At 62.8% G+C, this 12,244-nt stretch carries 14 protein-coding genes; 11 read left to right on the top strand and 3 right to left on the bottom strand.

Annotation, left to right across the window (positions count from 1 at the left end):
* Nucleotides 1-113: 113 nt before the first annotated feature.
* Together KY494_RS02755 and KY494_RS02750 are read right to left on the bottom strand one after the other, a co-directional pair.
* Entirely contained in the window at nucleotides 114-1,592 is a 1,479-nt protein-coding gene (locus tag KY494_RS02755; RefSeq protein WP_308836444.1) for an MFS transporter, read from the bottom strand.
* A 128-nt stretch (nucleotides 1,593-1,720) separates the two neighbouring features.
* Entirely contained in the window at nucleotides 1,721-2,305 is a 585-nt protein-coding gene (locus tag KY494_RS02750) for a GNAT family N-acetyltransferase (protein ID WP_219889788.1), read from the bottom strand.
* A gap of 97 nt (nucleotides 2,306-2,402) precedes the next feature.
* Between KY494_RS02750 and KY494_RS02745 the strand changes: the two genes are divergently transcribed.
* The 3 genes from KY494_RS02745 to KY494_RS02735 all read left to right on the top strand — a co-directional run bounded on the left by KY494_RS02745 (nucleotide 2,403) and on the right by KY494_RS02735 (nucleotide 4,077).
* On the top strand, nucleotides 2,403-3,284 hold the full coding sequence (locus KY494_RS02745) for a LysR family transcriptional regulator (RefSeq protein WP_219889787.1): 882 nt from the start codon (nucleotides 2,403-2,405) through the stop codon (nucleotides 3,282-3,284).
* 86 nt (nucleotides 3,285-3,370) lie between these two features.
* Nucleotides 3,371-3,586, top strand: coding sequence for a DUF6434 domain-containing protein (locus KY494_RS02740; protein ID WP_219889786.1), 216 nt, complete (start codon nucleotides 3,371-3,373; stop codon nucleotides 3,584-3,586).
* Between the two features lie 32 nt (nucleotides 3,587-3,618).
* On the top strand, nucleotides 3,619-4,077 hold the full coding sequence (locus KY494_RS02735; protein WP_258194612.1) for a hypothetical protein: 459 nt from the start codon (nucleotides 3,619-3,621) through the stop codon (nucleotides 4,075-4,077).
* A gap of 3 nt (nucleotides 4,078-4,080) precedes the next feature.
* Here KY494_RS02735 and KY494_RS02730 read toward each other — a convergent pair whose 3' ends face one another.
* Nucleotides 4,081-5,643, bottom strand: a complete 1,563-nt coding sequence (locus KY494_RS02730) for an FAD-dependent oxidoreductase (protein WP_219889785.1) — start codon at nucleotides 5,641-5,643, stop codon at nucleotides 4,081-4,083.
* Between the two features lie 100 nt (nucleotides 5,644-5,743).
* On the opposite strand from KY494_RS02730, the gene KY494_RS02725 reads away from it, so the two are divergent.
* The 8 genes from KY494_RS02725 (at nucleotide 5,744) to KY494_RS02690 (ending at nucleotide 12,070) form a co-directional block, all read left to right on the top strand.
* Nucleotides 5,744-6,916, top strand: a complete 1,173-nt coding sequence (locus KY494_RS02725; RefSeq protein ID WP_219889784.1) for a citrate synthase — start codon at nucleotides 5,744-5,746, stop codon at nucleotides 6,914-6,916.
* 45 nt (nucleotides 6,917-6,961) lie between these two features.
* Nucleotides 6,962-7,486, top strand: coding sequence for a MarR family winged helix-turn-helix transcriptional regulator (locus tag KY494_RS02720; protein ID WP_219889783.1), 525 nt, complete (start codon nucleotides 6,962-6,964; stop codon nucleotides 7,484-7,486).
* Between the two features lie 71 nt (nucleotides 7,487-7,557).
* A complete protein-coding gene (locus tag KY494_RS02715) occupies nucleotides 7,558-8,010 on the top strand; it encodes a PaaI family thioesterase (RefSeq protein ID WP_219889782.1) in 453 nt (150 codons plus the stop codon).
* Between the two features lie 70 nt (nucleotides 8,011-8,080).
* Entirely contained in the window at nucleotides 8,081-8,716 is a 636-nt protein-coding gene (locus KY494_RS02710) for a Vat family streptogramin A O-acetyltransferase (RefSeq protein WP_219889781.1), read from the top strand.
* Between the two features lie 151 nt (nucleotides 8,717-8,867).
* Nucleotides 8,868-9,452 (top strand): LysE family translocator, encoded by a 585-nt coding sequence (locus tag KY494_RS02705; RefSeq protein ID WP_219889780.1) that lies wholly within the window; start codon nucleotides 8,868-8,870, stop codon nucleotides 9,450-9,452.
* A gap of 175 nt (nucleotides 9,453-9,627) precedes the next feature.
* On the top strand, nucleotides 9,628-11,097 hold the full coding sequence (locus KY494_RS02700) for a PLP-dependent aminotransferase family protein (RefSeq protein WP_219889779.1): 1,470 nt from the start codon (nucleotides 9,628-9,630) through the stop codon (nucleotides 11,095-11,097).
* On the top strand, nucleotides 11,090-11,407 hold the full coding sequence (locus KY494_RS02695; protein WP_219889778.1) for a hypothetical protein: 318 nt from the start codon (nucleotides 11,090-11,092) through the stop codon (nucleotides 11,405-11,407). Before KY494_RS02700 ends, KY494_RS02695 begins: the two co-directional genes overlap by 8 nt.
* 246 nt (nucleotides 11,408-11,653) lie before the next feature.
* A complete protein-coding gene (locus KY494_RS02690; protein WP_219136983.1) occupies nucleotides 11,654-12,070 on the top strand; it encodes a hypothetical protein in 417 nt (138 codons plus the stop codon).
* The last annotated feature ends 174 nt before the right edge of the window (nucleotides 12,071-12,244 follow it).

Below are 12,244 nucleotides of genomic sequence, written 5' to 3'. Positions count from 1 at the left end.
GCCACGGGGGGATGCCGCGATGCGGACCCAAGGAAGGAAAATGCAACTGGCCCGCCGTTTGCGCGGCGAGCCAGTATCCAGTTCAATATTGTCGGGGCGCAAGGCCCCGTCCATCACACCGCGCGGCGCGCCCGCAGATGCAAATGGCGGATGGCGGCGGCAGCCACCATCAGGATGGCGGAAGCCGTTGCCAGCACGACAATAAATGCCTTGTCGAAGGCCGAGCGGGCCAGTTCCGACACTTGCAAGCCCAGTTCGGCCGGCAATTGCTCGGCGGCCAGCAGCGCCGCATCGAGCGTGTCGTGGGCGTTCGGTAGCAGGCCCGCGCTTTCCGGAATGACCAGGGTGGCGCTGTAGACGGCCGACAGAATCGTGCCCAGCACCGTCACGCCGATGACGGCGCCCAGCTCGTACGATACTTCCTCGATCGAGGCGGCCATGCCGGCTTGCTGCGGCGCCACGTTGAGCATTACGGCGCTCGACGCGGCCGTCATGACGGCGCCCAGGCCCAGGCCCAGGATCACCAGGCTGGCCACTTGCGCCGAAACGGCGGCGTCATGCAGCACCAGATACGATGCCATGCCGATGCCGGACAGCAGCAGCGAACCCCACAATACCTTGGCCTTGTCGGCGCGCGGCAGCATGAAACCGGTCAATGGTCCCGCAAACACGGACGCCAGCGGCAGCGGCAACAGCAGCAAGCCCGCTTCCAATGGAGACAGTTCCCGCACCAGCTGCATGTGTTGGCTCAGCGCCAGTTCCATGCCGATCAGGGCGGCTGAGGCCACCATGGCGGCGGCCACAGCGCTGGAAAACGGCAGTTCGCGGAACAGGGCGAAGTCGATCAGCGGCTTGGCTTGCCGCTTCTGGCGGCGCACGAATTTGAGCATGAAGAAGGCACCCACGGCGAACGAGGCGGCGGCCAGCGCATACGACGGCTGCGACTTGCCCAGTTCCTTGATCGCATACACGCCACCAAGCAGACCCATCATGATTTGCAGGGAACCCTTCAAGTCCCACGGCTTGTCGCGGTTACCGGCCCGTTTCGGCAGGACGACGGCGGCCAGCACCAGGGTCAGCAACACGATAGGCACGTTGATCAGGAAGACGGAACCCCACCAGTAGTGTTCCATCAGGAAACCACCGAGCACGGGGCCGAACGCGGCACCGCCCGAGGCAATCGCCGCCCACACGCCGATGGCGAACGAGCGCTCGCGGTTATCCGTAAACGTCAGGCGGATGATGGACAAGGTGGCCGGCATCATCAGCGCGGCGCCGATGGCCAGCAGAATGCGCGAAAAAATCAACAGTTCCGGCGCGGGCGAAAACGCGGCGCACAGCGAGGCGATGCCGAACACGGTCAGGCCGGCGAGGAAAACGGGTTTGTGGCTCAAACGGTCACCGAGGGTGCCGAGGCCGGGCAACAGACCGGAGACGACCAGCGCGTACACGTTGATGATCCACAGCTTTTGCGAGGAAGTGGCCTGCAAGTCGCGCGTCAGCGCGGGCAAGGCGGTGTAGAGCACGGTCATGTCGACCACGATCAGGAACAGGGCGCTGGAGACGATGGCCAGCGTCAGCCATTTTTTCATTGGATGCATAAACAACTCATGGATTTTAGTGTAACTTTTAACAACTATCGGTTTGGATAAATTTGGTGCTGCGCAAATATTTACGTTCCAGGCTGCCACGGGCCTGGCCTTGTCGGGGGCGGCGGGCGTCAGCCACGGTCGCCATCCTTGTCATCCACGGCGGCACTCGTTGTGGTTGCGTCAAGTTCGCGCAGCATGACGACGGACACTTGCTTGAAGCCGCGTCCCTGGAAAAATTGTTGCGCCGTCAGGTTGTGCGCGCCGCATTCGAGGAACAATCGGGCGATGCCGTGGCCGCGCAGCTCGTCGGCCACCCACTCCACCAGCAAGCTGCCGATGCCGCTGCCACGTACCGAGGGCAGCAAGACCAGGTCGTCCAGCGCGGCGAACGATTTTGAGGCGCGCTGGCGCGTGTCGATGGAAACGAGGGCCATGCCGACGATGGCGTCACCGTCGGTGGCGACGGCCAGCAGGGTCGAATCGCCATGTGCCCAGTCATGCGACAGGGCGGCGCGGATTTCGCCGCGTATCACCTCAGGCAAGTCCGCGCGCCAGTTGCCGGGTGCGTCGGCGCGTTCGCCCTGCAGCTCCGAATGGGAGATATAGTCGGCGCTGACGTTATCAAGATATAACTGGCACAAGGTATCTTCGGCGGTGGCGTCGTGACACCAGCTGAAGCTGATGGCGGGGGTAGGGGCTTGGGCGTTTTTCATGGCGGATCTCATGTTATTGAATTAGTAAAAGCATTTTATGTCGCCCCTGGATGGCATTCAAGTTAAAATCCATCTGTAAAACAGATAGGTGGATGCCATGCAATGGACTTTGGAACAAATGCGCTACTTTGAAGCGGCCGTCGCGGCCGGTTCTTTCTCGGGCGCGGCGCGCCGGCTGGGCCGCGCCCAATCGGTGGTCAGCACCTCGATCGGTCTGCTGGAAGCGGAATTTGGCGTGGAACTGTTCGACCGCTCGCGCCGCAGCGCCGTGCTGACGGAAGCGGGCAAGGTGATGCACCTGGAAGCGTGCGAACTGCTGCGCCAGGCCGAGCGACTGCAGCTGCGCGCCCAGCTGCTGAGCGAGGCGCCCGAAGCCCAGCTGACCCTGGCGCTGGACGAAGCCCTGCCCTACCTGGCCATCGGCACTTTGGTCAAGGAACTGGCGGCGCGCTATCCGGCGCTGGAACTGGTGATGCTCAACGCTACGGCGTCCGAGGTGGCGCAATACGTGGAGCAGCAGCAAGCCGACGTGGCTTTTCACTTTGACCGCGGCCCCATCTCGCCCATACTGGAACAGCAGCACATCGGCAGCGTGGCGCAAGGCGTGTTCGTGGCAAAAGGCCATCCGATGGCGCACGGCCAGGAAGTGAGCCGCAACGAGCTGACCCGCTACCGCCAGCTGATCATGGATTCCGAGCTGAACCGCGAACACGCGTTCAGTCCCGCCGTCTGGTTTTCCGACAGTTTTTACAGCATCGCGGAAATGGTGGCCGACGAGCTGGGCTGGGCGATTTTGCCGCTGAATATCGCCAATTACGATAACTACAAAGGGTATTTGCAGGAAGTGCCCTGCCCTGCGCTGGCTTTATCCAGGCTGCCGGTGCGGCGCTTGTCGATTCATGGCAAGAAGCTCAGCGAGACGAGTTTGTGGTTGACGGACAGGCTGGCGGAGTTATTGGCGGATGGACCCAGAGGGTGAGACGGCTGGACATTCGCCGAACTGTTGCCCATGATCTAGAATGGCACGCTCTGGCCATTCAAGGGAATACAGCAAAGGGAATCAGCATGGAATTCGATTGGCACGGCGGCACTATTTCCCGCCACACTGTCATTGATGCGCACTACAGGAATACGCAGAACGTCAGGCGCTTCCTGCTTGCCCAATGCGGACCGCAATTTACGTTCGAGCGCGATTTCATGGTCTGGATACGCGACGGTGCCGTGAAAACCATGGGCGATGTTGCCGATGAGTGGCTACGCCGTCACCGAATGGCTGGCTAGCCGCTTGCCCGCACGAAAGTAGAAAGATTGACATGATGATATCAACGGTGCTCACCAACTGGCTCACCGTGGCAAAAGACGATCCCGTGGAAATCGATCCCGACGATATCAACCACGAAGCCCGAACCAATATGTGGAGCTTTTCGCCCACGGATGAGGAGACGCCGCAGCTCCATGCGGCCGATATCGTTGCCTTCATCGGTGAGGTGATCGCGGCACGCCGCAGCGCGCTCGCTGGTGAGGACATGCTGTTCTATTGCTGGCACGATGCGCAATCCCGCCAGTTGCGGTTCAGCCTGGTGTCGCGCTCGCATGGGCGGCTGCCGTTTCGCTGCGCGCTGCAGGAAACGCAGGATTTATCTCTGATCGCCGAGCGCGTGGTGAACGGGGACTGGCGCAACGAGGCTTTCATGCAGGCCCCGTCGGAGGACGGCGATGAGCAGGAGCAAGTGCCGTTCGTCCTGCCCGTGTTCGTGGTAGCTGTGCCTTAAAAGTCAGCACGCCAGAAAGCGTGCGGGCCGGCAAGCCTCCAGGGCCGCAGCCGGCTGGCCATCGACGATTTCCCCGCTGGCCAGCTGGCCCACGATGGCTGCCAGCACGACGCCCGGATGCATGGCGCATACATACACGCCTGCCACCTGCGGCAAATAGCCGATGACGGGCACGCCGTCAAGCGGCATGGGCCGTAGGCCAACAGCGGCAAATTCCGGCGCGATGGCCTCCGCCCCCGCCAGTTCATTGCGGATCGCGCTAGCCGTGCGCAGCGCCATGGCGGCGGGCTGGTTGTCCGGCGCATCGTCCACATAGTCTTCCGCTGCCAGCATGGTGCCATCTTCGTCTTGCCGCACTTCCATTGCATGGCTGGAAATGATGCCGCGCACTAGGCCGGGCGGCGCCTGGTAGCGCATAAAGATGGCGGGCGAGGCGTGAATCGGCAGGCTGGCGCCCAGTTTTTCCGCCAGGCTGGCCGTGCCTGTGCCCGCTGCCAGCACGACCATATCGGCCTCGATGACGCCAGTGGCTGTTTCCACGCCTGTCACCTTCGCGTCCTGGACCGTAAAACCCAGCACGGGCATGTGCGTGCGGACGGTCGCGCCGAGCGCTTCGGCCTTTGCCAGCAAGGCGTGGGTGGCGGCAACGGCGTCGAGGGCGCCCTGCTCCGGCTCGTAGATAGCCTGTTGCGGCGGTTGCCGCAGCTGCGGTTCAAGCCGGGCGATGCGCGAGCGGTCAATCAAGATGCATGCCGGCGACACGCGCCCATCCTGCGTGCCATATGACAAGGCGCCGTGCCAGCGCACTTTCAAGTCCGGCACCTGCGTTTCCAGCTGGCGCCAGGCGGCGATGGCGCCGCCGCGCAGCGCTGCAATGGGATCCGGCCCGGCACAGGATGTGTTAATCCAGGCAAACGAGGTGCCCGTCACGCCGGACGCGATAGCGCCCGCCTCGACCACGGTGACTTGTGCGCCCTTGCTGGCCAGGTGGTATGCCAGCGACGCACCGACAATGCCGGCGCCGATGACGATGATCCGTTGGGGGGCTGCCCGCAGCTCCAGCGCATAGGCATGGCCATCGACAACCTTGCCTTCCACGATGGCGATATCGGGCACGGCCATTCCCTGCACGAAACCGCAGCGTTCCAGCACGCGGATCGACGCCGCATTGCCGTCGATGGCGCAGGCGCACAGGCGTTCCAGCCGCCATTCGTCTTGCGCCAAGTCAATGAGGTGGCGCAGCGCGGCCGTGGCCAGCCCTTTGCCCGCCTGCTGCTGGCCGATGCGGTAGCCGACTTCGGCTACGCCTTGTTCCCGGTCAATGTCCTTGAGGTTGGCGCGGCCGATCAATTGTCCGTGGTCGTCCAAGATGATGCAGGGGTGCATGCGCCCGTGTGCATGTTCGTCCAGGAATTGCGCGATGTGCGCCTGGACGCCGTCGACGCTGTAAAAATCGTCGGGGCGCCGGTCGATATGGCGCTCGAACCAGGCCCGGTTGGCTTGCTCGAAAGCCAGCAGCGGCGCTGCATCGTCGGGGCGCAGGGTACGAATCGTATGTGTGCTCATGGAGGCTCCTGGAAAGGCATGAGTCTAGTGACACGCCGCCCGGCCCGTCAATCTTGATTCCATCAATCAATATAAAGCGACAGCCGCTACAATGGCCGCCATGAACAACGATCTGTCCGCTGCCGAGGCTGCGCGCCTCTTGAACGTCAGCCTGCCCACCCTGTATTCCTATGTGAGCCGGGGCTTGCTCGCTTCCGTCAGCAACGGGCAATCACGCCGCAAGCGCTATCCGCGGGAAGACGTGCTGCGCCTGGCGGCCCGCAAAAGCGATGCCAAGCGCGGTGGCCAGACGGCCGTGGCCGCCATGCACTGGGGCTTGCCCGTGCTGGAAACGCGGATTTCCCACATTCTCGACGGGCGATTGCTGTACCGGGGCTGCGATGCGACGGCGTTGGCCGAGTCCGCGACGCTGGAGGCGGCAGCCAGCCTGCTGTGGGACGATAAGGCGAGCGATTATTTTCAGCAGGACGCGCCTGCCCTGCCGCCAGGACTGGCCAGCGCGGCGGACGCCACGCCGCTGGCGCGCGCCATGCTGGCCATGGCCGTGCTGACGACAGTGGACATGGCGCACTCGCTGCCATCCGGCCCCGCCCTGATGCGCATCCTGGCCGCCGCCCTGCTGCAGACGACGCCGTCCGCCCTGCCGCTGCACCTGCAACTGGCCCAGGCGTGGCAAGCCGACGCGGAGCAAACGGAACTGCTGCGCGCGGCGCTGGTGCTGCTGGCCGACCATGAATTGAACGCGTCGACCTTTGCCGTGCGCTGCGTCGCCTCGACGGGCGCCAGCCTGCCCGCCGCATTGGGCGCGGGCTTGGCAGCCTTGTCTGGCGACAAGCATGGTGGCGGCAGCGCGGCGGCCCGGCGCATGTTGACGCAGGCGCTGGCCGCGCCGGACGCCGGGGCCGCCATCGTCGCCTATTACAAGACCGTCGCGCCCGAATTCGCCGGTTTTGGCCATCCGCTGTATCCCGACGGGGACCCGCGCGCCGCGTATTTGCTGGGAATCCTGTCGACGCTATCGCTTGGGCACCCGCATCTGGCCGCCATCCTGGCCGTTTGCGCGGCGGCGGACGAGCTGCTCGATGCGCGCCCGAATGCCGACCTGGCGCTGGCGGCCATGGAACTGGCGTTCGGCTGGCCCGAGGGTGCGGGCATGAGCGTGTTTGCGCTGGCCCGCTCGGCCGGCTGGATCGCGCATGCGGCCGAGCAAGCCGCCAGCGCAGCGCTGATACGACCCCGTGCCCGCTACATCGGACGCCACCAACGCGACTAGCAATAGTCGCTTGATTTATTACGCATACGTAGTAGTATACTCCGCATGCGTACCAATACCTCCCCTCAATCCGACCTTCCCGATGCCGCAGCCTGCCCGCTGGGCGAGCGTTCGCCGCGCCTGTTCAATCTGCTCAATCTGGCGCGCCAGAACCTGTTCCGCTCGGCCGATGCCGTGTTTAGCAGCGAACTGGGATTTTCCGGCACGCAAGTGGTCGCCCTGTTTGCCCTGAAGGGCGAGGAAGGCTGTCAGTTGAAGGATCTGGGGCGGGCGCTGCAGCTGAAAAACTCGGCCGTGACGGGCCTGGTGGCGCGCATGGAAGAAAACGGCCTGATCGTGCGCGGCCAGTCGGCGCTCGACGCGCGCGCCGGCACCCTGCACATGTCGCCCAGGGGCGGCGAGGTGCTGGCCGCCGCCCTGCCCCTGCTCGACAGCCTGAACGAACAACTGAAGCAAGGTTTTAGCGAAGAAGAACTGGCCGTCGTCGCCCGCTTCCTGCTGCACGCCTCGCGCCTGCGTTTTGCGCAAGATCAAGCCAACCCACAGACAAAAGCTGGGGTCAGACCCTGAGGGTCTGACCCCGGTCATTGCCGTTGGGTTAAGTATTTTAATACCCTTTTTTCTAACCCACAGGAGTTACCATGCACCCCAACGACATGACCGGCTTGCAACTGATGCAAGCTTTTGCGCAAGGCCTGTTCCCACGGCCCGGCATTTCCAAGACCATGCCCATGGACGCGCACACGATCGAGCACGGCCGGGTGATCTTCACGGCCACGGCGAATGAAACGCACACCAATCCCATGGGCGGCGTGCATGGCGGTTTTGCCGCCACCGTGCTCGACACGGTCACGGGTTGCGCCACGCACACGGTTTTGCCGGCCGGCGAAAGCTACGGCACGACGGACCTGAACATCAAGATGTGCCGCCCCCTGCCCTTCAACGTGACGGTCTACGCCGAAGGCAAAGTCATCAATGCGGGCCGCAACCTGGTCATTTCCGAAGGCACGATCCGCGACGAAGCGGGTAAAGTGTACGCGCACGCGACAGCCACCTGCATGATCATTCGCCCCCGGGAGCAAGCGGCCGCATGATACGGCCCGCCACTATCGAGGATAGCCGGCCGCAAGCTGGGCCAACCTGGAATATTAAAACGGAGAGAGCATGGAAGGTCCTGATCCAAATACGACATACCCGATGCCTGGGTTCCCGCAAATCTGTTTTTTAAAAAATATTATCACCCGCCCCAACATTGAAATCGGCGATTACACCTATTACGACGATCCGGATGGCGTCAAGCAGTTCGAAGACAATGTCCTGTACCATTTTCCGTTCATCGGCGATCGCCTGAGCATCGGCAAATTCTGCGCCATCGCGCGTGGGGTGAAGTTCATCATGAACGGCGCCAACCATCAAATGAACGGGATTTCAAGCTATCCATTCTTCATTTTTGGCAATGGGTGGGAAGCCGCGCGGCCTGTCGAGGGAGAATTGCCATACAAGGGCGATACGATGATTGGCAACGACGTGTGGATAGGCTACGACACGCTCATCATGCCCGGAGTACGGATCGGTGATGGCGCCATCATCGCCGCGCGCTCGGTTGTCACCGCCGACATCCCGCCTTATGCCATCGTCGGCGGCAATCCGGCACGTGTCGTCCGGGAGCGCTTCGATGCCGCTTCCGTGCAAAGGCTACTGGAAATCGCCTGGTGGGATCGCCCGGCGGAATGGATAGGCCGGCACCTCGACCTGATCCGGGGCGGCGACGTCGACGCGCTGTTTGCCGCCGCCCGGTGAGATCCTGCACGCGGCTGGGCGGAGCCGCCTGAATCCCCCTGTAGCAGTCGTCCGACTGATACAGCATGTGCCTGTACGCGCCGCCTTGTGTCTTGTCGCTGCCGCGCCGCGCTCTTAGACTGGGCCCTTCTCCACGCTGCGACTGCCTGCCATGACCGACCTCCTGCCCCTGATGAGCTATTGCTTTGTGATGTCCGCCACGCCCGGGCCGAATAACGTCATGCTGGCCACCACCGGCGCCAATTTCGGCTATCGCGGCGCGCTGCCCGTCATCATCGGCATCCAGACCGGCATCTTCGTGCAGACCATGCTCATGTGCGTGGGGCTGGGCAGCGTGTTCGTCGCGTACCCGATGGCGCAGCAGGTGCTGCGCATCGCGGGCGCGCTGTACCTGATGTTTTTGGCCTGGAAGCTGGCCGGCGCCTCGGTGGCGGGCAGCAGCGCACCGAAGGCCGTGTCGTTTGCGCAGGCGGCGCTGTTTCAGGCGCTGAACCCGAAGAGCTGGCTCAAGGCGATCACCATGGCGTCGGTCTTCATGCCTGCGCAGGGCAACATGCTCGCCAGCGCGCTGCTGGTGTCCGTGACCGGCACCGTGGTGGGCATGCCGTGCAACGCCATGTGGGCGCTGTTCGGCATCTCGATCCGCGGCGTGCTGAAAGCGCCGCGCAACCAGCGCATCTTCAATCTGGCGATGGGCGCCATCCTGCTGCTGCTCGCCGTGACGTTTTTACGCTAGACTGCCACCCATGTTCGCCATCGACCGCTCCTCCCCCATCGCCCTGTTCAAGCAGATCGAGGCCGCATTGTCCGCGGCGTGCTGAAAGCGCCGCGCAACCAGCGCATCTTCAATCTGGCGATGGGCGCCATCCTGCTGCTCCTCGCCGTGACGTTTTTACGCTAGACTGCCACCCATGTTCGCCATCGACCGCTCCTCCCCCATCGCCCTGTTCAAGCAGATCGAGGCCGCATTGCGCCAGCAGATCGCGCAACGCGTCCTGCCTGGCGGAACCCGGCTGCCGTCGATCCGCCAGCTCGCCACGCAGCTCGCGGTCAGCACCAACACCGTGGTGGTGGCGTATGACAGGCTGGTGGCCGCCGGCATCATCGATACGCATGGCACGACAGGCTTCTTCGTCCGCGCGCCAACTGACGCCAGCCGCGCCATTCCCGACGAGGTGGCGCTGGAAGCGGGCCAGGAGCAGGAGCCGGTCTGGCTGAGCCAGCAAGTGAACGACCAGCGGCCGGGCGTGCTGCTGGCCAGCAGCGGCGCCCTGCCGCCCACCTGGCTGCAGGATGCGCTGCCGGCGGCCGCCGTGCAACGTGGCCTGGCGCGCAGCGCGGCCGGCATGGCCTCGCGCTGTCCGCCGCAAGGGCTGGCCGAACTGCGCGAGCAGATCGCGCTGCTGATGCGCGGCATCGGCATCGCCGCGGACGCCGGCCACATCCTCACCACGTTCGGCGGCACCCATGCCATCGATCTGATCTGCCGCACCTTCCTGCAGCCCGGCGATACGGTGCTGGTGGAAGACCCCGGATACTTCCTGATGTTCGGCAGGCTGCGCCAGGACGGCGTGCGCCTGGTGCCGGTCCAGCGCCGCCCCGATGGCCTCGACCTGGATGAACTGGAAGCGGCCTGCCGCGCGCACCGTCCGCGCCTGCTGTTCATGCAGACGGCCTTGCACAATCCCACCGGGTGGAGCAGCAGCGCCGCCAACCTGCACAAGGTGCTGATCATGGCGCAGCAGTACGGCTTCCTGATCGCCGAAGACGACGTGCATGGCCATTTCCAGCCAGGCCACAGCACGCGGCTGGCGTCGCTGTCCGGACTGGACGGCGTGATCTACTACTCCAGCCTGTGCAAGGCGCTGAGCCCGGCCCTGCGCATGGGCTACCTGGCCGCGGCGCCCGCCCTGCTCAAGCCGCTGATGCGCACCAAGATCCATTCCATCATGACCTTGCCTGCGCTGAACGAATACGTGCTGCTGGAAGTGCTCAAGGCCGGCAACCTGCGCAAGCACATGGAGCGGCTGCAACGCAAGATCATGGTGGCGCGCAACGCCAGCACGCGGCAACTGAGCGCGGCCGGCGTGCTGTTCGAGCAGCCCGGCGATGCAGGCATTTTCCTGTGGGGCAGCATGCCCGAAGGGCTGGACGTGGACTTGCTGGTGCAGGATGCCTACCGCAACAAGATCCTGCTGATGCGCGGCGCCGCGTTCTCGGCCAACGACACGCCCGACCAGCACATCCGCTTCAACGTCGCCTTCAGCCAGCATCCGCGCGTGAGCGCCTACCTGGAAGAACGCCTGCGCGCGGTGGCCGGCGCGCGCTCAAGCCTGGCCCGCGCCAGCGCCGCCGCCGGCATCGCGCGCAAGGATGCTTAAAAGGATCGCTTTTATTCTCCTCGGCTTCCTGGCCGGCATCGCCTTCGCTATGCTGCCGCATGCGGTTGAGGTCGTTGCAAAGACCAGCGTTTGTCGTATTCTCTCTGCTTCTCATGGCAGTATTGACCTGCTTGCTCTACAAGCAGCAACACCCGTGATTTTCAAGCTCAATGCTTTGTTGGGAGCAGCCTCAAGCTGGAGTATGGTGCCGAGGATGGCTCTTTACCGCAATGGCTATCGGATACGTGCCGTGGAATACTTTGGCACCCCGGCCAGGGAGCGCATTCACTTCATCAATCCCTTGGCTTAAAGCGCCTTGCAAGGCCACTCGCCTGTCTACTTCTTGCCAAAGGAGTAACAACGCCATACACTGAAGCATTCAGGAGGTCCGCTATCGGCCCAGGAGCGGCCGTTCGCCCTACGACTGCAAGCGGCTTATTGCAGCCGTTCGAAATATTTATCGTCATGGTGCAACTTTATGTCGCACCTTGAAGAAGAAAATGCGGAAATTATGGTGCGTAGTTTGAATTATCCGCTTCATTAAAAATGGCACGCTATGAAGAAAAATTTTTACGTATCTATATTTCTATTTGCTCTTTTTGGCCATGCGCGAGCACTGGATGTTCCAATGAAAGGGTGGCTTGCGGACGAGTTACTTGACTCGAAGACCTGCTATGGAACCATCACGTCCAATGGCAAACTGGTAGCTTATGAACTTCACGATTTGCTTATTTCTATCGATGGGCGATTGGTTGCACTTCCGGCAGTGCAACATATTTCCGAATCCGAATACGACAAACTTCGAATTTACGTGAAGGAAGGCGTGTCTGTCTCTATCGTACAAAAAAGCTATAAAAGAAAGTCGATAGATGCAGACGTCTATCAAGTTCGCGAACGTTCGGAGCTTTTCATCAGTGAGAATGGAAGAAAAAAGATTATGAAGGTTACGATAACGAGTGACTGCTCTCCATGAATCTGGCTGACTTCGGCTGGAAGCTGCCAATGGGAGGTCTACTTCTTAGCGGACATTGGCGTTGGCCGCAGGTTTCAGCCTGAGTAACCCACTGACCGCAAGCGTCCAGAAGCGGACGGACAGACCCTTGGAGCATACTTTGGCGATACGTCAGCGAATGAATCACGTTGCGGC

This window comes from Janthinobacterium sp. PAMC25594, from assembly GCF_019443505.1.
Taxonomy (GTDB): Bacteria; Pseudomonadota; Gammaproteobacteria; order Burkholderiales; family Burkholderiaceae_D; genus Janthinobacterium.
The sequence above is the reverse complement of the archived record's forward strand: the minus strand, read 5'-3'. Positions and strand labels throughout refer to the sequence as shown.

What these genes read in the sequence shown, in the direction of transcription:
- KY494_RS02755 (WP_308836444.1), bottom strand. Translation starts at nt 1,592, where the DNA reads ATGAAAAAATGGCTGACGCTGGCCATCGTCTCCAGCGCCCTGTTCCTG.
- KY494_RS02750 (WP_219889788.1), bottom strand. Translation starts at nt 2,305, where the DNA reads ATGAAAAACGCCCAAGCCCCTACCCCCGCCATCAGCTTCAGCTGGTGT.
- KY494_RS02745 (WP_219889787.1), top strand. Translation starts at nt 2,403, where the DNA reads ATGCAATGGACTTTGGAACAAATGCGCTACTTTGAAGCGGCCGTCGCG.
- KY494_RS02740 (WP_219889786.1), top strand. Translation starts at nt 3,371, where the DNA reads ATGGAATTCGATTGGCACGGCGGCACTATTTCCCGCCACACTGTCATT.
- KY494_RS02735 (WP_258194612.1), top strand. Translation starts at nt 3,619, where the DNA reads ATGATGATATCAACGGTGCTCACCAACTGGCTCACCGTGGCAAAAGAC.
- KY494_RS02730 (WP_219889785.1), bottom strand. Translation starts at nt 5,643, where the DNA reads ATGAGCACACATACGATTCGTACCCTGCGCCCCGACGATGCAGCGCCG.
- KY494_RS02725 (WP_219889784.1), top strand. Translation starts at nt 5,744, where the DNA reads ATGAACAACGATCTGTCCGCTGCCGAGGCTGCGCGCCTCTTGAACGTC.
- KY494_RS02720 (WP_219889783.1), top strand. Translation starts at nt 6,962, where the DNA reads ATGCGTACCAATACCTCCCCTCAATCCGACCTTCCCGATGCCGCAGCC.
- KY494_RS02715 (WP_219889782.1), top strand. Translation starts at nt 7,558, where the DNA reads ATGCACCCCAACGACATGACCGGCTTGCAACTGATGCAAGCTTTTGCG.
- KY494_RS02710 (WP_219889781.1), top strand. Translation starts at nt 8,081, where the DNA reads ATGGAAGGTCCTGATCCAAATACGACATACCCGATGCCTGGGTTCCCG.
- KY494_RS02705 (WP_219889780.1), top strand. Translation starts at nt 8,868, where the DNA reads ATGACCGACCTCCTGCCCCTGATGAGCTATTGCTTTGTGATGTCCGCC.
- KY494_RS02700 (WP_219889779.1), top strand. Translation starts at nt 9,628, where the DNA reads ATGTTCGCCATCGACCGCTCCTCCCCCATCGCCCTGTTCAAGCAGATC.
- KY494_RS02695 (WP_219889778.1), top strand. Translation starts at nt 11,090, where the DNA reads ATGCTTAAAAGGATCGCTTTTATTCTCCTCGGCTTCCTGGCCGGCATC.
- KY494_RS02690 (WP_219136983.1), top strand. Translation starts at nt 11,654, where the DNA reads ATGAAGAAAAATTTTTACGTATCTATATTTCTATTTGCTCTTTTTGGC.